Below are 18888 nucleotides of genomic sequence, written 5' to 3' on the forward strand. Positions count from 1 at the left end.
CGGCGGGGTTAATCCTGTGACATCAGTTGTTCGATTTCAGCGATGCTCTTGGGCGCCGTGCTGAAGACTTCATGGCCTTGCGGCGTGACCAGCACATCGTCCTCGATGCGGATGCCCGTATGCCAGAACTGCTCCGGCACGCCGGCGCCGGGACGCACGTAGATGCCCGGTTCCACCGTCAGCACCATGCCCGGTGCCAAAGCGCGCCAAGGCTTGCCGGGCGCATCCGTGTCGCGGTAGGCGCCCACGTCGTGCACGTCCATGCCCAGCCAGTGGCTGGTGCCGTGCATGTAGAAGGGCATATAGGCCTTGTCGGCGATGACGTCCTGCGCGCTGCCGCTTTTTTGCCGGTCCAGCAAACCCAGGTCCAGCATGCCCTGCGCCAGCACTTGCACGGCCGCCTCGTGGATGGCGCTGTGCGGCAAGCCGGGGCGAACCATGTCCAGCGCCGCCTGCTGCGCCGCCAGCACCAGCTCGTACAGCGCCCGCTGCGGGCCGCTGAAACGGCCGTTGACGGGCCAGGTGCGCGTGATGTCGGAGGCATAGCCATCGAGTTCGCAGCCGGCGTCGATCAAGACCAGCTCGCCTTCTTTCAATACCGCGTTGTTGGCGCTGTAGTGCAGGATGCAGGCGTTGCCGCCGCCCGCGACGATGGAGGAATAGGCGGGAAACTGCGCGCCGCTGCGGCGAAATTCGTACAGCAGCTCCGCTTCGAGCGCATATTCGTGCATGCCGGGCCGCGTGGCGCGCATGGCGCGTACGTGGGCGGCGCTGGAAATGGCGGCCGCGCGGCGCATCAGCTGCTGTTCCTGCGTGTCTTTCAGCAGGCGCATGGCGTCAAGCATGCCACTGATGTCATGCGCGATGGCGGGCGCCGTGACGCCGCTGCGGGCCTTTTGCCGCACGTTGTGCCGCCAGAGCTTCACCTGCGCATCGAGGCTGCCGCCCAGCGCATAGTAGATGGCGGGAGAGTCGGCCAGCAGGCGCGTCATTTCCACGTCGAGTTCCTCGATGGGGAAGGCGGCGTCAAAACCGAAGCTGGCGCGCGCCGCCTCGGGACCGTGGCGGAATCCGTCCCAGATTTCGCGCTCCGTGTTCTTTGCGCGGCAAAACAGGATGGCGCGCGCGGGCGCCGTGGCGCTGGCGGCCACCAGGGCCATGGTGCTGTCGGGTTCCGCAAAGCCGCTCAGGTAGTAGAAATAGCTGTCGTGGCGGTACGGATAATCGCAATCGCTGTTGCGCGGCACTTCGGGCGCCGTGGCGATGACGGCCACGCTGCCCGGCAGCATCTGCGCCAGCAGTGCGGCGCGGCGTGCCGCGTAATTGGCCATCATGTTGCGCTGGCCTTGGCCGTGACGCCATTGAGCACGTCGAGTTGTGCCGGCGTGCCCACATTGGTCCACTCGCCGGTATAGACTTCGCCGCCCACGCGGCCCTGGTCCGCGTACCGGCGCAGCAAATCGCCCAGTTTGGCGTGGCTGCCGGGCGTGATGCCGTCGAACATTTCAGGACGGTACACGCCGATGTTGGCGAAGGTCCACTTGGTGTCGTCCGTATTGTTGATCGAGAACAAGGTCAGGCCGAAGTCGCCCTTCGGGTGGAAGTCCGGGTTGGGCACCAGGTAGGTCCAGGCGATGTCGCGCTGATCGGCCGGATACGGCGTACCCAGCACATCCTTGTCGGCCAGCACGTCGAGCACTTGCTTGAAATCAAAGTAAGGGCAATAGATGTCGCCGGAAATGGCGAGGAACGGTTCTTCGCCCAGCAAGTGGCGCGCCTGGGCGATGCCGCCCGCCGTTTCCAGCGGCGTCGTTTCCGGCGAATACGCGATGCGCGCGCCGTACGCGCTGCCGTCGCCCAGGGTTGCCTCGATCTGCTGGCCCAGGTGCGAATGGTTGATGACGATGTCCGTGATGCCGGCGCGCACCAGGTTCAGCACATGCCAGACGATCAGCGGGCGGCCGCGCACTTTCAGCAGCGGTTTGGGACAGGTATCGGTAAGCGGACGCATCCGTTCACCGCGGCCTGCGGCAAAGATCATGGCTTTCATGGGTAGTCTTTTCTGATTTGTTCAGTAATTTTTCTGTGGTTACGACATCGGACAAAACCGTAGCGAGCGGCAGTGATTTGTGGCCGAGAAGCGCAACCGTACTCTAGTACGGTGAGCATCGCCGGCCGCAAAGCGCGACGCGCAGTAGGTTTTGGCCGGTGTCATCAGAATGTGTAGCCGACCTGGGGCGTTTTGTTCTCCAGCGCATCGAGCAAGCGCACCAGCGGCTTGAGTTCCGTGTAGCGGTTGGCCGTCTTGCGCACGTAGTCGAGCACGGTTGGCAAATCGCCCATGTACAGATCCTTGCCATCGCGGTAATTCAGGCGCGAGAACAGGCCGAGGATTTTCAGGTGGCGCTGCAGGGCCGTGAATTCGAAATCGCGGTAGAAGGCGTCGATGTCGGGATTCACCGGCAAGCCCAGCTGCTTGGCGCGCTGCCAGTAGCGGATCACCCAGTCGAGCACGAGTTCCTCGTCCCACTGGATATACGCGTCGCGCAGCAGCGAGGCGATGTCGTAGGTGACGGGACCGAAGACGGCGTCCTGGAAGTCGAGGATGCCGGGATTGGGGAGCGAGCCATCGTTGATGTGCATCAAATTACGCGAATGGTAGTCGCGGTGCATGAATACTTGTTGCTGCGACAAGATATTCGCCGTGATGGCTTCGAAGACCTTGTCCAGCTGGGTTTGTTGCACGTCCGTCAAGGTGGCGCCCAGGTGTTTGCCGATAAACCATTCCGGGAACAGATTCATTTCGCGCAGGATGAAGGCGCGGTCGAATTCGGGCAGCACGTCGGGGGCGCTGGCCAGCTGGATTTTCATCAACGATTCCAGTGCTTCGGCGTACAGCACGCTGGCGTTGTCGTGGTTCAGGGCGTCCAGATATGTAGTCGTGCCCAGGTCGGACAGCAGCAAAAAGCCCTGCTCCAGGTCTTGCGCGATGATGTCGGGCACGGACACGCCGGCGCCTTTCAACAAGCCGGCCACCTTGACAAAGGCGGGCACGTTTTCGCGCTCGGGCGGCGCATCCATGGCGATCAGTGTCTTTCCTGGCAATGTTGTGTTGCTTGGCAGCACATCGAGACGGTAGTAGCGGCGGAAGCTGGCATCGCTGGAAGCGGGGCGGGCGGATTCGGGCGCGACGAGGTTCAGCGGGGCCAACCAGGCTTTCAACAGGGGCAGGCGAGCGTCGGCGGAGGCCGGCGCGGCAGGGGAATTGGGGGAGAATGACATTAAGCGGCCTGTGGAATCGGGTTGATGGTGCGGAGGGTAGGAGAACCCCATTGCTGGAAGCTCTCCCCCCTAAGAACCGTGCGTGCGACTTTCACCGCACACGGCTCAAGCATAATAAAAGTCCCTATGCAGGGACCGGCTTCGCAACTTGTAAATCGTTTGCGTGCACATTTATATGGCAATTTGGGTGCAATAATACGCGATTTCCAAGGGCGTCGGAACCACCTGCCACACGGTATTCCATGTGGTGGTCATGCCATCCGGTTTCCATGTTCATCTCGTATCCACACAGAGCGCACAAGCCACGTTGGTCGAGGTAGAGCTTGGCCCACTCACGCCGGTAAGACATGTTTTTCAACATGCGTTCCTGCCGAAGGGTTTCACCATACAGTTCCCATTGTGGATCGTAGGGGTGATAGCCGCCCTTGATCTTCGTGTGACGCAGAATCGCCGTACCCGGTAACGAGTACAGTTCTTTCGTGGCCTTATTGCCGTTCTTTGTGACAACGTCCGCTGCAAACCCCCGATTTCCACTCTCGCTTGGGCGCCAGTATCGGTCGCGTATCCAACTGTCGGTTTTCTTCGGATGCCTGCGCATGGCCCAGCGACGAAGCCGCCAGTACAGCAGCGACTCCATCGTTGAGAACGCCTCCTTGGCGACGACAGGGCTGTGATATTGCGCCCAGCCCCGCAGCATGGGGTTCAGCAATCGAATGAGATTCTCTTGCTTCGCCCCGATGTTTTCGCTGATCGTCTTCCTCAGCTTTTCATAGAACGCTTTCATGTTCTTCTTACTTGGCTTGATGAGCAGTGTCCCGGAATATTTTCGGAAGTTCCACCCCAGGAAGTCGAAGCCCTCATCGATGTGCACGATCTTGGTTTTGGCACTGGACAGCCGCAATCCTCTGACTGCAAGAAACGCTTCGATCCAAGGCCTGATTTCCGTCTCCAGCAATTCCTTCGATCCACTGGTAACGACAAAATCGTCGGCATATCGCACGACACCGACTTTGAGCTTGCCTGCCTTTGACTTGCCGAATTTCGCACCGAGGTGCGCAATCAGTTCAGTCTCCAGCCCGTTCAACGTCCAATTCGCTAGGGCAGGGCTGATGATGCCGCCCTGTGGCGTTCCAGCTGTGGTTGCCATCAATTGCTTCCGGTCAACTACCCCGGATTTCAGCCATTTAGACAGGATCGACTTATCCATGAAGACATTGTCGACCAGCCATTGATGGTTGATATTGTCGAAAAAACCTTCGATATCGGCATCCAACACCCAGGTTGCCGAGACTTTCCGGCAGGTCTGGAGAAAAATTTGCGACATAGCATCGGCCGTTGAGCGATTTTTGCGAAACCCGTATGAATTGGGATCACTCAGCGTTTCCAAGACCGGATCCAGGGCCAACAGGTGAAGCGCCTGCATCGCCCGGTCCCGCATGGTGGGGATGCCCAGTGGGCGCATCCTTCCATTTGACTTGGGAATAAAGACCCTCCGTAATGGCAGGGGCCGATAGCCTTGTCTCTTCAACTGTGCAATGGCAGCGAACTTCTGCGTTGCTGAGTCCCACAACTGCTGGTCCACGCCTGCGGTTCGTTTGCCTTGATTCTCTGTCACTCGTTTGACTGCCAGCGCTTTCGCGCTGAACGAGTGGGTTAGCCACCTTTGCAGCGCTTTCGCCCTGCGCCAGTCGCCTTCCTGTGTCGCCTTCGTTAATCGATGCTGCATGGCTCTCACGTTGCGTTGTACGCGCCGCCAGTTGATGGCGACCCATTCAGTAGGCACGTGCGAGGACGCAGAACCGGCAAGACTGCTAGCGGTTACTTTCATGCTGAACCTCGTGTGGTTGTTCCGACGAGACACAGCGCACCCCGAAGGGTGAGCTGCATCCCTTCGGGGTGGTTGAAAATGATGATTGCCTGGAGCCAGTACAGTCGTATGACGACTATTACACCAGATGGAAGTGGGCACCCTTTCAGGTCGGGACAAATCTTGAATCCCTATCCGGACCATTACAGCCCGGCATTCGCTTTCTCCATCCTCCTCTACCCGCTCCCCCAAGGGCGTACCTTGCGGTTTGCTTGCCGCTATCTCGCTTCTTTGATCGAGCGGCAGGGAATCGGGCTTGCCACGTTCCCAACGATATCGACGCGACAGCTACATCGCGACTGGCTGTTTAGGGCCCATCTTTCCCCCGGTGGCTGAATGACGACGTATCCCCAGAATCCACGGAGATAACCAGCCACGTACCGTTTGGTTTAGGCCTGCCAGCAGCTTTGGCCTATTGATATTTACGAGGGTTCAAACGATGGTTCACATGACATTGCCCTTGCAGCACTCACCTGGCCCCTCGACCGCATCGCTGCTTGCAGTCTCCAGCCAGGCGTTCGCACGCCGGGCTGCCGGAAAAGATGGGGGTACGTTGTCCCTGAGGCTTTGCMCCCCGCCGTTACCGGCGACGCACACTCAAGTAGGTGACAGATGGTCGTACATCCGGTCATGGCAGCAGTTGCAGAACTGAAGCATGACAAGATATCGAAGAGTTTCACTCGGGTATGACTCAGTTGAGAGACAACTGAGCCTTGCAGAAAACTGTTGAAATATAGAAAATTGCAAGCAAATGTAAAATATCTACAAGATTTGCAAATAAGCTACAGTTTCAATGTTTTACGTAAACAAAACAGGCAAAGGAATCGCTGTTCGCCGATGATTCGGCGGGCGTATAAGACTGACAAGGCACCTTCTCGTAGCGTGTCTTGGCTTGCCAAGAATGGGTACTCCTGGGTGTCCCTCACTGTTTTATCACTGGTAATCCAGTGATTTGCCTGCGCAGTTCCTGCGCTGCTCGCCGTTTCTACTACGTTGCGACCGGGGCCAGCTACCCGAGCTTTAAGGCGTGTCGCACAGATTCCCATATAATAAGGGATTCAAATCAAAAAATCGCCTGTCAATGGTGCTTGCCCCTTCCAATTCATGAGCTGGTTTTCGGCCTCCCCCCCTTCGCAGCGCTGGGCTTTCGCCATCAGCGCGCTCGTCGCCGCCACGACGGTGCCTGTCCACGCCCAGAAAGCACCGCGTCCGGTTCATGTGGAAGATCCCGACGCGCCCACCGTCATGACGGCGAACAGCATGAACGGTCGACCGGAAAGAGAGATCAATCTCGACAAGAATGTCGTGATTGAGCGCGGAAAAACCACAAAAATGACGGCCGATACAGCTTGTTACAAACAAGTTGAAGATCAGTTCGACGCCGAGGGCCATATCAAGATGTGGCGTTTCGGCGATTACTACACGGGTGACGTCCTGAAGCTGAACATGGAGACCGGCAAGGGTTTCCTGCTCAACCCGACTTACCGCTTCGCAGTGGGCGGCGGCCAGGGCAAGGCCGAGCGCGTCGACTTCATCAATCCAGACGAAGCCAATGTTATCGAAGGCACCTACAGTACCTGCGAAGGGCCGAATCCGGACTGGTACCTGAAATCGAGCACCTTGAACCTCGATACCGGCCGCGACGTGGGCACGGGCAGCAAGACCATCATCTATTTCAAGGACGTGCCGATTCTGGGCACGCCGGGCATGTCGTTTTCGTTGTCGGGTGCGCGCCGCTCGGGCTGGCTGGCGCCCACGCCGGGCTTTGCCTCGAAGAACGGTTTCGAGCTGCTGATGCCGTATTACGTGAACATCGCGCCGAACCGCGACCTGACCCTGTATCCGCGCTACATCCAGCGGCGCGGCATCCAGCTCGGTGCGACGGGCCGCTACATGGGCGAGACGGATGCCGGCTTGTACAGCGGTGAAACGTCGGTTGAGTTTTTGCCGAACGACAAGCAGACCAAGACCAACCGCTACATGATCAAGTCCAAGCATGAGCAGGCGCTGGCCAAGGGCTGGAGTTACAGCTGGGATCTGCGCGAAGCGTCCGATAATAATTACCCCAACGATTTTTCGAAAAACGTCGCCACCGCCACCGAGCGCCAGTTGCTGCGCGAATTGCGCACCGATTATCGTACCGAGGACTGGAGCCTGACGGCGCGCGTGCAGAATTACCAGGTGCTGCAGGATCCCGATCCCAATGTGGTCGTGCCACGCCCGTATGACCGTTTGCCGGCGGTGAACTTCCATGCTGGCAAATACGATGTCTGGGGCGGTTTCGACTGGACCTTTGACGCGGAAGCGACGCGCTTCGCGCATCCGACACAGGTGCAAGGCTCGCGTCTCGTGGCCGTGCCGCAGCTGAGTTTTCCCATCATGCGCCCTGGCTACTTCATCACGCCCAAGCTGATGCTTAATGCCAGCGCGTATCAGCTCGACAATGACGCTCGGACCAAGGCGCTGTTTAAAACGACCTCGTTTACGCGCGCCGTACCGACCTTCTCGGTCGACAGCGGCCTGGTGTTTGAACGCGACACGAATCTGTTTGGCACCAAGGGCGGCACGCAAACCCTGGAGCCGCGCCTGTTCTACGTCTACACGCCGTACCGCGACCAGTCGCAGTTTCCGAACTTCGACACGGCCGATGGCACGTTCAACCTGACGCAGATCTTCACGGAAAACCGTTTTGTCGGCAGCGACCGCATCGGCGACGCCAACCAGGTCACGGCCGCCGTCGTCTCGCGCTTCCTGCAGGCGGACGGCACGGAGCGCATGCGCCTGACCTTCGGCCAGCGTTTCTATTTTGCCGACCAGCGCGTGCAGCTCAACTCGACCACGCCCGTCAACCAGTCGCGTTCCGATATCCTGCTGGCCGCAACGGGCCGCGTGTCCGAGACTTGGGCCGTCGACAGCCTGGTGCAGTACAATCCCAGCGATCGCCAGTTGATGAGCTACAACTACACCTTCCAATATCAGCCTGGTGCCAAGAAAGTATTGAATTTCAGTAACCGTTTTCAACGTGGCGTGCTGCGTAATGCGGAAGTGTCGACGCAATGGCCGTTGACGGACCGCCTGTATGGCGTGGGTCGCATCAGTTACTCCATCAAGGATCGCAGCATACTGGAAAGCCTGGTCGGCCTCGAATACAAGGGCGACTGCTGGGTGTTCCGCATGGGGGCGCAGCGTTTCGTGACGACGACCAAGACTGTCTCGACGCCGATCTTCTTCCAGTTGGAATTGACGGGCTTGTCGAGTGGCCTGGGCCTGGGCGCGAATGGCCTGGAAACTTTTACAAAAACTATTCCTGGTTACCAGACATTGAGCCAGCCACTCCGTTAAGATAGTCACCGTTGCCACCGCCGGTGTCCCCGGCGCTGGCACAAACCGGTTTTTTTATTCACCTGAACTCATGAGCGCTCTACACATTATGCGTAATGCCAGTATGCACCAACTCAAAATTGCAACGGTCTTGTTGTGCGCCATTTCCGGCGCCACGACCAGTAGTGTCTGGGCGCAACAGGCTGCGCCAGCGCCTGCGGCCAAGCCCGCTGCCGCTGCCCCAGCGCCAGTCAAGGGCTTCACGCCCCCTGCGTCGAGCAGTGGCCAGACCATCGATTCCATCGCCGTTGTCGTCAATGACGACGTGATCACGCGCAATGAAGTGGCGGCCCGCATCAAGAGCGTGGAGCAGCGCATGAAGGCGCAGAATATCCCGCTTCCCGACCCTGCCGACCTGCGCCGCCAATTGCTGGAACGCATGATTGTCGAGCGCGCGCAAATGCAGCTGGCCAAGGAAATGGGCGTGCGCGTGGATGACCTGACCCTGGACCGCGCGATTGGCCGTATTGCTGAACAGCAAAAGATGACGGTGCAAGAGCTGCGCAACCAGATGGAAAAGGAAGGCACGCCGTTTGCGACCTTCCGCGAAGAAATCCGCGATGAAATCATCATGCAGCGTTTGCGCGAGCACGAAGTCGACGCCAAGATCCAGATTTCCGATTCCGAAGTGGATAACTTCCTGGAAGCGGAAAAAGCGGCAGCCAGCGAACAGGTGGAGCTGAACCTGGCGCAAATTCTCGTGCGCATTCCGGAAAACTCCAGCCCCGAACAGATCGCCGCACGCCGCGCGCGCGCCGAAGAAGTCAGCCGCCAGCTGCGCACGGGCGCCGATTTCGCCAAGATGGCCGCCACCTATTCCGACGCCAGCGATGCGCTGAGCGGCGGCGATATCGGCTGGCGCCAGAGCGACCGCCTGCCGCCCCTGTTCACGGAGCAATTGCTGAAATTGAAGCCGGGCCAGATCACGCCCATCATCAAGAGCAACACGGGCTTCCATATCCTGAAACTGGTGGACCGCCGCAGCGCTGCCGAGGCGCAAGCTGTCGCCGCCGTGCAGCAGACGCATGCCCGCCATATCCTGCTGAAAGTGACGCCAACCCTGTCGGCGGCCGAAGCCAAGCGCAAACTGCTGGAATTGAAAGAACGTCTCGACAACAAGGCCGCCAAGTTCGAAGACCTGGCCCGTTTGTTCTCGAACGACGGTTCCGCGGCCAAAGGCGGCGACTTGGGCTGGCTGTATCCGGGCGACACCGTGCCGGAATTTGAAACGGCGATGAATGCGCTGAAACCGGGCGAAGTGAGCCAGCCGATCGAATCGAGCTTTGGCTTCCATCTGATCGAAGTGCTGGAACGTAAGAGCGACGACGTGTCGAAAGAGAAGAAACGCGCTGCCGCACGCAATGCCTTGCGCGAGCGCAAGCTGGAAGAAGCGACGGAAAACTGGGCGCGCGAAGTGCGCGACCGTGCTTACGTCGAATTCCGCGCGGATGACCAGTAATGCTGCTGTCCTTTTACGCATGAGTAACTTGCCCGCCGCCCGCCGCCCGGCCATCGCCATCACTTGCGGCGAACCGGCCGGTGTCGGCCCGGAAATTTCGATCCGCGCCGCCTGGGCCATGCGCAATGAAGTCAACTGCATTCTGCTGGGCGACGCCGCCTTCCTGGCGCTGACGGCCAGCCTGATCGATCCGGAGATCCGCCTGGCGGCGCTGTCGCTGCAAGCCGTGCGCAACAGCGGCTTGCCCCAGTTCGCTCCCGGCCGCCTGGCCGTGATCGATATTCCCACTGTGAACAATGTCATTCCTGGCGTGCTCGACAAGGAAAACGGGCGTTCCGTGCTTGCTACCCTGGACGCGGCCGTGGAAGGCATAGCCGCCGGCTGGTTTGGCGCCATGGTCACGGCCCCCTTGCAAAAGAGCACGATCAACGACGCGGGCGTGGCGTTTTCCGGGCATACGGAATACCTGGCAGAACAAACCGGCACGCCGCAAGTGGTGATGATGCTGGCCGGCGAACCGGGCCATGGCGAGCCGACCCTGCGCGTGGCGCTGGCCACCACGCATTTGCCATTGAAAGACGTGTCCGCTGCCATCACGATGGACAGCCTGGCCGTCACGCTGGATATCATTCACCTTGATCTGCAACAGAAATTCGGCATCGCCGCGCCGCGCATCCTCGTCACCGGCCTGAACCCGCACGCGGGCGAGGGCGGCTATCTGGGGCGCGAGGAAATCGATGTCATCGCCCCGGCGATTGCCGCGGCGCAAGCGCGCGGTATCGATGCGCGCGGACCGTACCCGGCCGACACCCTGTTCCAGCAAAAATATCTGGCGGACGCCGACTGCGTGCTGGCCATGTACCACGACCAGGGTTTACCCGTGCTGAAATACGCGACCTTCGGACGCGGCATCAATATCACCCTGGGCTTGCCGCTGATACGCACCTCGGTCGACCACGGCACGGCGCTGGACTTGGCCGCGCAAGGGCTGGGCCTGGCCGATTGCCACAGCATGGAGCAGGCGCTGCAAACGGCGCTCGGCATGCTGCGCGCCAGCACCCGCGCCTGATCCCCCCCGGTTTTACCCCGCTACACCGCCTCTAGAATAGAAAAACAGAATATGAAACACGTTGCCCGCAAACGCTTTGGCCAGAATTTCCTGCATGACCGCTTCGTCCTCGACGACATCACGGCCGCCATCGGGCCGCAGCCGGACGATGCCATGGTCGAGATCGGCCCCGGCCTGGGCGCCATGACGGAGCAGCTGCTGCGCCATTTGAAACAGATGCACGTGGTGGAACTGGACCGCGACCTGATCGTGCGCCTGGAAAAGACCTTCAACCCGGCCAAGCTGACGATCCACTCGGGCGACGCGCTGAAATTCGATTTCGCGCAAATCCCCGTGCCGGCCGGCCAGAAGCTGCGCATCGTGGGCAACTTGCCATACAACATTTCCAGCCCGCTGCTGTTCCACCTGGCGGACTTCGCGCCGCTGGTGCAGGACCAGCATTTCATGCTGCAAAAGGAAGTGGTCGAACGCATGGTGGCCGAACCGGGCAGCAAGGCGTATGGCCGCCTGTCCGTGATGCTGCAATGGCGCTATGACATGTCCTTGCTGTTCATCGTGCCGCCGACGGCGTTCGACCCGCCGCCGAAAGTGGAATCGGCCATCGTGCGCATGATTCCCGTGGCCGAGCGCCTGGCCTGCGACCAGGAAACCCTGGAAGCGGTGGTCATGAAGGCGTTCTCGCAGCGCCGCAAGGTGATCCGCAACTGCCTGGCCGGCATGTTTACGGAAGAGCAGATCAAGGCGGCCGGCATCGACCCGACCCTGCGTCCGGAAACCGTGGGGCTGGAGCAGTATGTTGCCTTGGCGAATCTGCTGAAGGCACCTGCTTGAGTTTTAACTTAAAACCACTGGTCCACTTGCTGCAGGTCTTGCCGCAGGGCTGAAAAGCAGTCGTCGACATGGTGGTTGCGGCTGATTTCATTGCGCCGCATCAGGGCGATCTTGCGTTTGCACGTGGGCTGGCGCAGCGGGGCCACGTGCAGGTCCTCGTCGTTGAGGAAGGTCGTGTACAGGCTGGGCATGATGCCCACGGCGATGCCGGCGCGCACCACGCCGTACAGCGATTCGCTGTGTATCATCTGGTACAGGTTTGACGGACTCAAGCCATGCTGGCGCAGGGCGCTCGAGGCGAACTCCCAGATGCTGCCCTTGGTAAACACGACGATTTCCTGGCCCGCCAGCTGGTCCCAGCGCACTTCCTTCAGCGGCGCCAGCGCATGGCGTCCCGCCGTCACCAGCACCAGCTCGTCTTCGAACAGGCCCACGCTTTCCAGCGACACGGAACCGGGCACTTCGATGCCCACGCAAAAGTCCAGCTGGCCCGAATGCAGCGCATGCAGCAAGCCGTCGTTGGGCATGTCCGACAAGACAATTTCCACTTCATCGCGATGCTGCTCGCAGTAGCGCGCCACCACGACGGCCGTCATCGCCATGGCAGACGGGATCGCGCCGATGCGGATACGATGCCGGCCGCTGCCGATGGCGCGCTGGATATCGGCAAAGGTATTGCTCGCCGTATTCAATAAATGCGTGGCGTAGTCGAGCGCCAGCCTGCCTTCGCGCGTCAGTTCCAACTGGTGGGTTGTGCGGTTAAACAACTTTTTTCCCAGCTGATTTTCCAGCAGCTTGATCGAGGCGCTGAGGGCCGGCTGGGTCACGCACAATTCCTGTGCGGCCTTGCTGAAGCTGTTTACCCGGGCTAGGGTGGCAAACGCTTGCAAATGTCGTAAGGAAATTTTCTTGCTCAGTTCATGCATGGGTGTTGCTTATTAGAAAAAGTAATGGATTTATAAAAATAAACAAATTTTCTTATCCGGCAATTTACCATATTCTGGACTGGTCCTTACTTGTCTTGAAAGCAACAATTTTCGGGAGAAGAGCCTGGAATGCGGCGTCGGCACTCTTGGCGGTGCGCCAGGCAAGGGACGCATCAATAAAATAATTCCAAAAAAACTCAGGGTTTATTCTTTTTAGGGTGGCGGCGATGAACAAATGGATGACGGGAACGATGGTGGCGGGTGGCTTGCTGGCGGCGCAGGGTGTGGCGCACGCGCAAAGCAGCGTGCAGGTGTATGGCTTGCTGTCGGCCGGGATCGGCTATGTGTCGGATGAGGGCAAGGGCAGCCGCACGCATGCGCTGAGCGGCACGAATCAGAATCCGCGCATCGGCTTTCGCGGCCAGGAAGACTTGGGCGACGGCACCAAGGCTATCTTCGTACTGGAAAACGGTTTTAACGTGATGACGGGCACGGCCTCGCAAAGTGGCCGCCTGTTCGGCCGCCAGTCGTATGTAGGCTTGTCCAGCAATGACAAGGGCACCTTGACGCTGGGCCGCCAGTATGAGGCCGTCAAGGACCTGCTGGGCCCGGTGGTCATCGCCAGTAACGGCGTGCACATCGGCGACAATGACAATGGCTACAACAACCTGCGCGTGCAAAATGCCGTCAAGTATGTCAGCCCGAACATCAGCAACCTGTCGTTCACGGGCTTGTATGGTTTCAGCGAGAACCCGGAAGATTCGAACCGCAACCGCGTCTACAGCATGGGCGCCGGCTACAAGGTCGATGCCTTCAGCTGGGCCGTCGCCTATACCAAGATGGATCGCCCGAACAGCCCCGATGCGCCGAATGGCGCCATCGGCAATGATTATGCCAGTTCCCTGTTGATCTTCAACAAGAGCGCCGTCAAGGGCGCCGGCGTGGACAGCCAGGCCATCGCCGGCACGGGAGGCTTTTATAATGTGGGCAAGACCAAGTTTGGCGCCTTGTACACCAACGTGCGCTATCACTACCTGGATCAAAGCAATCTGACCCTGCAAAACGTGGACTTGAACGTGAACCACAAGCTGACGGAAGCGTTGAACCTGGGCGCCTCGTATTTCTACACCACCGGTAAATACGACGTGATCAACAAGACGCCGAAATGGCATCAGGTCAACTTCCAGGCCGATTACTTCCTGTCCAAGCGCACCGATGTCGCCATCACCTGGAGCTACCAGAAGGCCGCCGGTGATGCGACGTTCGCCCGCGTGTTCGGCTTCGGCGCCTCGGGCGGCAAGACGCAGAGCGTCCTGATCGTCGGCATGCGACATTATTTCTGACACTGATTCATCTTTACAGGCGCTGTCCCGCAGCGCCGTCCCCTGAAAGGAAGCATCTTGAAAAAGCACCTCATGTTGGCGTTGAGCCTAGGCTTGCTGGCCAACGCCGCCCACGCGGAAAAACGCGAGCTGGTCATTTCGGCCTATCCGATTGCCCAGCCCTTGTTCATGAAGTATGTGTACGAGCCGTTCAAGGCCAAATGCGGTTGCGATATCAAGGTGGAAACGGGGAATAACGCGGACCGCATCGCCAAGCTGGTGGTGCACGCCAAGAATCCGGTGATCGATCTGGTGCTGCTGTCCGATTCCGGCATGCTGGAAGCGGCGCAAAAGGGCGTGATCCAGCCCATGGATTACTCCAAACTGAGCAATTACAAGGCCCTGTACGACGTGGCGAAAAACCCGATCGGCGGCAACTACGCCGTCGGCTACACGCTGTATTCGGTGGGCCTGGTGTACCGCAGCGACAAGGTTGCCCCGCTGACGTCCTGGAAGGACCTGTGGCGCCCCGAACTGAAGGGCCGCGTGGCCTTCCCCGACGTGAGCACCACGCAGGGCCCCTTGATGCTGCGCATGGCCGATGCGGCCTGGGGCGGCAAGACGGACGACTACGCCACCGGCTTTGCCAAGATCGTCGGCATGAAGGGCAACGTCGTCACGTTCTCGAAAAACAGTGCGCAGCTGGCGGCATTGTTTGCCCAGGATGAAATCTGGGCCGCGCCCGTGGCGCGCTTTACCTGGTCGCAAATGCTCAAGACGGGCCTGCCCCTGAAATGGAGCATCCCGGCCGAAGGCCAGGCGGCCGGCATGAACGTGATGGGCATCGTCGCCGGCTCGAAGAACGCGGACCTGGCCTACCAGCTGATGGATTTCTGGCTGTCCAAGGAAGTGCAGACGCAGCTGGCGACCAACCTGGTCGACTCGCCCGTCAACAAGGACGTGCGCTTGTCGGTGGCGGCCGCGCAATTCAATACCTATGGCGCCGATCAAATCAGCTCGCTGAAGTTCGTCAAGCCGGAAACCATCATCAAGCAGCGCAGCAACTGGATGACGCAGTGGAACAAGGCCATGAGCAAATAGTGGTGACGAGGAGAAAACACCATGTTTGCTGATCCAAAAAAGCGCGTGGGACTGCTGCTGGTCCTGCCGGCGCTGATCTTTATCGTCGTCTGCTTCCTGCTGCCCGTGCTGGCCTTGCTGGTCGACGCCTTCCGCGTCGGCGACGGCATGCAGTGGGGTGTTGCGCGCTTCGTTGAATTCTTCTCGCAGGAATTCAACCGCACCATCTTCTGGCGCACCGTGCGCATCGCCGCGCTGGTGACCCTGGCGGCCGTCATCCTCGGCTATCCGGCCGCGCAAGCGGTGGCGCGCGTGTCGCCGAAGTGGCGCGGTCTGGTGGTGGGCATGATGATCCTGCCGCTGATGGTCTCGCCGATCGCGCGTACCTACGCCTGGATCGTGTTGCTGGGCCGTAACGGTGCCCTCAACGCGGCGCTCGTCAACATGGGCTTCACGGACGAGCCGCTGCGTTTGCTGTTCAGCGAATTCGCCGTCTTCGTCGGCCTGCTGCAATTGCTGTTGCCGCTGATGCTGATGTCGCTGGCGGGCGCGCTGGAAAACCTGCCGCGCGACGTGGAACCGGCCGCGGCAACGTTGGGCGCGAATCCCTGGCAAGTGTTTTGCAAGGTCACCCTGCCGCTGACGCAGGAAGGCCTGGTGGTCGGCGGCACCTTGGTATTTACGGGCTGCGTGACGGCCTATGTGACGCCGGCCTTGCTGGGCGGCACCAAGGTGCTGATGCTGGAAACGCTGCTGTACCAGAAGGTCAGCGTGGAGAGCGATTTCGGCGCGGCCAACGTCATCGCCGTCATCCTCGTCTGCATGACCCTGCTGGTGAATGCCGGCCTTAAACGTATTTCCTCGAGCCGGAGTTCCGTATGAAAGAAAGCCTGTTTTCACGTGCCGTCCTGTGGCTGGTGTTTTTGTTCCTGCTGGGGCCTTTCGCCATCGTCGTGCTGGCGGGTTTTAGCGGCGGCGAAACGCTGGCCTTCCCGCCCGAGTCGTATTCGCTGCGCTGGATCCTCGAAGTGTGGGCTGCGCCCGAATTTCGCCGTGCCTTCCAGACCAGCCTGGAAATCGGCCTGATCGCCACCGTCATCGCACTGCTGCTGGGCATACCCGTCGCGTATGCGTTTTCGCGCATGCCGCCGCCCGGCATCGGCGCCATCCGGCAAATCCTGACGTCGCCGCTGATCATTCCCGCCATCCTCGTGGGTCTGGGCTTGCTGCACCACCTGGTGCTGACGATTAACGCGCCCGTGTACGCGGGCCTGCTGATCGGCCATATCGCGCTCTTGATTCCGTACTCGGTGCGCGTCGTGTACGCCAGCCTGGTGAACCTGCGCGTCGATATCGAGGATGCCGCCATCACTCTGGGCGCGTCGCGTCTGCGCGCCTTCTTCATGATCGTGCTGCCGAACATCCGCAACGCCGTGATCGCCGCCTTCTTCCTCGCCTTCGTGACCTCGTTCAACCAGGTGCCCGTCTCGCTGTTCCTGACGGGGCCCGGCATCAGCACCTTGCCGATCGAGATGCTGGGCCATATGGAAAACAGCTTCGATCCGTCGATCGCCGCCCTGTCGACCCTGCTGGTCTTGTTCACCATGGCCTTCGTGATGGTGACCGAGAAGGTGCTGGGCATTTCTAAATACATGTAAGAGGCAACACACGATGAGTTATCTGGAACTGCACAAGCTGAACCTCGGCTACGCCAAGAACACGACGTCCGTGAAAGACCTGGATTTGCACGTCGAGCAGGGCGAACTGATTTCCCTGCTGGGCCCCAGCGGCTGCGGCAAGACCACCACCATGCGCGCGATTGCCGGCCTGATGCCGCTGCAGTCGGGCCGCATCGTGCTCGATGGCCGCGAGATCGGCAAGCTGGCGCCGAACAAGCGCAATATCGGCATGGTGTTCCAGTCGTACGCGCTGTTCCCGCACCTGAACGTGTACGACAACATCGCCTTTGGCTTGCGCTTGCGCAAGGTCGCGCCGGCCCTGCTGAAAACCAAAGTGGAAGCCGTGATCGCCGCCGTGGGACTGACGGGGTTCGAGACGCGCTTGCCGGCGCAGATGTCCGGCGGCCAGCAGCAGCGCGTGGCGCTGGCGCGCGCCATCGTCGTCGAACCGGCCCTGCTGCTGCTCGATGAACCGCTGTCGAACCTGGACGCCAAGCTGCGCGTGCAGATGCGCGCCGAGCTGCGCCGCATCCAGCGCGAACTGGGCATCACCATGCTGTACGTGACGCATGACCAGGAAGAAGCGCTGGCCCTGTCCGACCGCATCGTCGTCATGAATGGCGGGCGCATCGAGCAGCTGGCCGCGCCGGAAGCCGTGTTCAATACGCCGTCCACGCGCTTCGTCGCCAACTTCATGGGCTTCGAAAACCTGTTCGACTACCGCGACGGCGCGCTGCACCACGCCGGTGCCAGCCTGCCGTACACGTCTCCCGTCGCTGCCGGCACCACGGTGCTGGGCTGGCGTCCGGACAAGGTGCGCGTGTGCGCTGCCGACGATGCGAGCGGCCAGTATCCGGGCACCGTGCTGGCGCGCGGCTTCCTGGGCGACACCGTCGAGTACCTGCTGCAAACGCCGCTGGGCCAGGTCAAGGGTATTTGCGCGGCCGGCGGCGCCGCCTGGCGCGAAGGCACGGCCGTTTCCTTCGTACTGCCGTCCGACAGCGCCCTGTGGCTGGCTGCCTGATTTTTTAAGCTGAGACCATCATGACCCAAGCCTTGAAAAAGATCTGGCTCGACACCGATCCCGGTTTCGACGACTGGCTGACGATGCTGCTCTTGGGCAGCAATCCCGACATCGAGTGGCTGGGCGTGAGCGTGGTGGCGGGCAATGCACCCGTCGCCATCACTTACGACAACGCCTTGCGCATCAAGGCCCATGACGGATTGACGGTGCCGATCTACCGCGGCTGCGAAGAACCGCTGGCCGGCGTTATCGAAACGGCGCAGCGCATCCTCGGCGACAGCGGCATGCCCACCACGGGCGAGATCCTGCCGCCGGGCGCGGCCACGGATGCGGCAGGCCATGCCGTCGACGCGCTGATCGCCGCCGTGCGCGCTCACCCTGGCCAGATCACCATCATGGCGATCGCGCCGATGACCAACCTGGCCACGGCCTTGACGCGCGCGCCCGATATCGCCGAAAAAATCGTCGAAATCGTCCTGATGGGCGGCTCGACCGACCAGGGCAACCATACGGCGGCGGCCGAATTCAACATCTATGCGGACCCGGAAGCGGCCGCCCAGGTGTTCAAGGCCGGTATCCCGCTGCGGATGTTCGGCCTGAACCTGTGCCGCCAGCTCTTGGTGACGAATGCGGAAGTGGAACGCCTGCGCGCCCTCGGCACGCCGCGCGCGCTACGTCTGGCCGGCTACCTGGAAGCGTATGTGCGCATCCGCAGCGCCGACGGTTCCGTGCCCATGCCCATGTACGACCCGGTGGTGGCCCTGTATCTGGAAGCGCCGCAGCTGTTCCAGTTTCAGCCGGCTCACGTGGCCATCGAATTGACGGGCGAACTGACGCGCGGCATGACGGTGTGCGAATTCCGCGTGCCGCGCCGCGCCGCCATCAACACGCAAGTGGCGATGCTGGCCGATGGCCCGGCCGCCATCGAGCGCCTGATGCGCCGCCTGGCCGCCATTCTCGTCTGACCC

At 60.7% G+C, this 18888-nt stretch carries 15 protein-coding genes; 10 read left to right on the plus strand and 5 right to left on the minus strand.

Annotated elements, in window-relative coordinates; all coding sequences use genetic code 11:
• Nucleotides 1–8 precede the first annotated feature (8 nt).
• From CBW66_RS15965 to ltrA, 4 genes are all read right to left on the minus strand, one after another.
• Entirely contained in the window at nucleotides 9–1331 is a 1323-nt protein-coding gene (locus CBW66_RS15965; RefSeq protein ID WP_170932888.1) for an aminopeptidase P N-terminal domain-containing protein, read from the minus strand.
• Nucleotides 1331–2050 (minus strand): N-acetylmuramate alpha-1-phosphate uridylyltransferase MurU, encoded by a 720-nt coding sequence (murU, locus tag CBW66_RS15970; protein ID WP_086138699.1) that lies wholly within the window; start codon nucleotides 2048–2050, stop codon nucleotides 1331–1333. The genes CBW66_RS15965 and murU overlap by 1 nt, the downstream gene beginning before the upstream one ends.
• A 164-nt stretch (nucleotides 2051–2214) precedes the next feature.
• Complete coding sequence (locus CBW66_RS15975) at nucleotides 2215–3282, minus strand: aminoglycoside phosphotransferase family protein (RefSeq protein WP_086138700.1); 1068 nt, start codon at nucleotides 3280–3282, stop codon at nucleotides 2215–2217.
• Nucleotides 3283–3406: 124 nt separating this feature from the next.
• Nucleotides 3407–5110, minus strand: a complete 1704-nt coding sequence (gene ltrA / locus CBW66_RS15980; RefSeq protein WP_086138701.1) for a group II intron reverse transcriptase/maturase — start codon at nucleotides 5108–5110, stop codon at nucleotides 3407–3409.
• Nucleotides 5111–6253: 1143 nt separating this feature from the next.
• Between ltrA and CBW66_RS15985 the strand changes: the two genes are divergently transcribed.
• The 4 genes from CBW66_RS15985 (at nucleotide 6254) to rsmA (ending at nucleotide 11889) form a co-directional block, all read left to right on the plus strand.
• Nucleotides 6254–8491 (plus strand): LPS-assembly protein LptD, encoded by a 2238-nt coding sequence (locus tag CBW66_RS15985; protein WP_086138702.1) that lies wholly within the window; start codon nucleotides 6254–6256, stop codon nucleotides 8489–8491.
• A gap of 103 nt (nucleotides 8492–8594) precedes the next feature.
• Nucleotides 8595–9989, plus strand: a complete 1395-nt coding sequence (locus tag CBW66_RS15990; protein ID WP_227742060.1) for a peptidylprolyl isomerase — start codon at nucleotides 8595–8597, stop codon at nucleotides 9987–9989.
• A gap of 19 nt (nucleotides 9990–10008) precedes the next feature.
• On the plus strand, nucleotides 10009–11058 hold the full coding sequence (gene pdxA / locus CBW66_RS15995) for a 4-hydroxythreonine-4-phosphate dehydrogenase PdxA (protein ID WP_230492330.1): 1050 nt from the start codon (nucleotides 10009–10011) through the stop codon (nucleotides 11056–11058).
• A gap of 51 nt (nucleotides 11059–11109) precedes the next feature.
• On the plus strand, nucleotides 11110–11889 hold the full coding sequence (rsmA, locus tag CBW66_RS16000) for a 16S rRNA (adenine(1518)-N(6)/adenine(1519)-N(6))-dimethyltransferase RsmA (RefSeq protein ID WP_086138704.1): 780 nt from the start codon (nucleotides 11110–11112) through the stop codon (nucleotides 11887–11889).
• A gap of 8 nt (nucleotides 11890–11897) precedes the next feature.
• On the opposite strand, the gene CBW66_RS16005 is transcribed toward rsmA, so the two are convergent.
• Complete coding sequence (locus tag CBW66_RS16005; protein ID WP_086138705.1) at nucleotides 11898–12815, minus strand: LysR family transcriptional regulator; 918 nt, start codon at nucleotides 12813–12815, stop codon at nucleotides 11898–11900.
• Nucleotides 12816–13042: 227 nt separating this feature from the next.
• On the opposite strand from CBW66_RS16005, the gene CBW66_RS16010 reads away from it, so the two are divergent.
• The 6 genes from CBW66_RS16010 to CBW66_RS16035 are packed head-to-tail and all read left to right on the plus strand — an operon-like array spanning nucleotide 13043 to nucleotide 18885.
• Nucleotides 13043–14158 carry a porin gene (locus tag CBW66_RS16010; protein ID WP_230492329.1) on the plus strand — a complete coding sequence of 372 codons (1116 nt, stop codon included), beginning with the start codon at nucleotides 13043–13045 and terminating at the stop codon, nucleotides 14156–14158.
• Between the two features lie 57 nt (nucleotides 14159–14215).
• The gene (locus CBW66_RS16015; RefSeq protein ID WP_227742058.1) at nucleotides 14216–15238 is read left to right on the plus strand and encodes an ABC transporter substrate-binding protein; all 1023 of its coding nucleotides are present in this window, start codon (nucleotides 14216–14218) and stop codon (nucleotides 15236–15238) included.
• Nucleotides 15239–15259: 21 nt separating this feature from the next.
• Nucleotides 15260–16099, plus strand: a complete 840-nt coding sequence (locus CBW66_RS16020) for an ABC transporter permease (protein ID WP_086138707.1) — start codon at nucleotides 15260–15262, stop codon at nucleotides 16097–16099.
• On the plus strand, nucleotides 16096–16875 hold the full coding sequence (locus CBW66_RS16025) for an ABC transporter permease (protein ID WP_086138708.1): 780 nt from the start codon (nucleotides 16096–16098) through the stop codon (nucleotides 16873–16875). The genes CBW66_RS16020 and CBW66_RS16025 overlap by 4 nt, the downstream gene beginning before the upstream one ends.
• 13 nt (nucleotides 16876–16888) lie before the next feature.
• On the plus strand, nucleotides 16889–17920 hold the full coding sequence (locus CBW66_RS16030; protein ID WP_086138709.1) for an ABC transporter ATP-binding protein: 1032 nt from the start codon (nucleotides 16889–16891) through the stop codon (nucleotides 17918–17920).
• Between the two features lie 20 nt (nucleotides 17921–17940).
• Nucleotides 17941–18885: a nucleoside hydrolase gene (locus CBW66_RS16035; RefSeq protein WP_230492328.1), complete on the plus strand. Its 945-nt coding sequence runs from the start codon at nucleotides 17941–17943 to the stop codon at nucleotides 18883–18885.
• Nucleotides 18886–18888 lie beyond the last annotated feature (3 nt).

The sequence above is a fragment of the Janthinobacterium sp. GW456P genome, from assembly GCF_002127655.1.
Classification (GTDB): domain Bacteria; phylum Pseudomonadota; class Gammaproteobacteria; order Burkholderiales; family Burkholderiaceae_D; genus Janthinobacterium.

Coding starts and splice junctions, on each gene's coding strand:
- CBW66_RS15965 (WP_170932888.1), bottom strand. CDS start 1,331: ATGGCCAATTACGCGGCACGCCGCGCCGCACTGCTGGCGCAGATGCTG.
- murU (WP_086138699.1), bottom strand. CDS start 2,050: ATGAAAGCCATGATCTTTGCCGCAGGCCGCGGTGAACGGATGCGTCCG.
- CBW66_RS15975 (WP_086138700.1), bottom strand. CDS start 3,282: ATGTCATTCTCCCCCAATTCCCCTGCCGCGCCGGCCTCCGCCGACGCT.
- ltrA (WP_086138701.1), bottom strand. CDS start 5,110: ATGAAAGTAACCGCTAGCAGTCTTGCCGGTTCTGCGTCCTCGCACGTG.
- CBW66_RS15985 (WP_086138702.1), top strand. CDS start 6,254: ATGAGCTGGTTTTCGGCCTCCCCCCCTTCGCAGCGCTGGGCTTTCGCC.
- CBW66_RS15990 (WP_227742060.1), top strand. CDS start 8,595: ATGCACCAACTCAAAATTGCAACGGTCTTGTTGTGCGCCATTTCCGGC.
- pdxA (WP_230492330.1), top strand. CDS start 10,009: ATGAGTAACTTGCCCGCCGCCCGCCGCCCGGCCATCGCCATCACTTGC.
- rsmA (WP_086138704.1), top strand. CDS start 11,110: ATGAAACACGTTGCCCGCAAACGCTTTGGCCAGAATTTCCTGCATGAC.
- CBW66_RS16005 (WP_086138705.1), bottom strand. CDS start 12,815: ATGCATGAACTGAGCAAGAAAATTTCCTTACGACATTTGCAAGCGTTT.
- CBW66_RS16010 (WP_230492329.1), top strand. CDS start 13,043: ATGAACAAATGGATGACGGGAACGATGGTGGCGGGTGGCTTGCTGGCG.
- CBW66_RS16020 (WP_086138707.1), top strand. CDS start 15,260: ATGTTTGCTGATCCAAAAAAGCGCGTGGGACTGCTGCTGGTCCTGCCG.
- CBW66_RS16025 (WP_086138708.1), top strand. CDS start 16,096: ATGAAAGAAAGCCTGTTTTCACGTGCCGTCCTGTGGCTGGTGTTTTTG.
- CBW66_RS16030 (WP_086138709.1), top strand. CDS start 16,889: ATGAGTTATCTGGAACTGCACAAGCTGAACCTCGGCTACGCCAAGAAC.
- CBW66_RS16035 (WP_230492328.1), top strand. CDS start 17,941: ATGACCCAAGCCTTGAAAAAGATCTGGCTCGACACCGATCCCGGTTTC.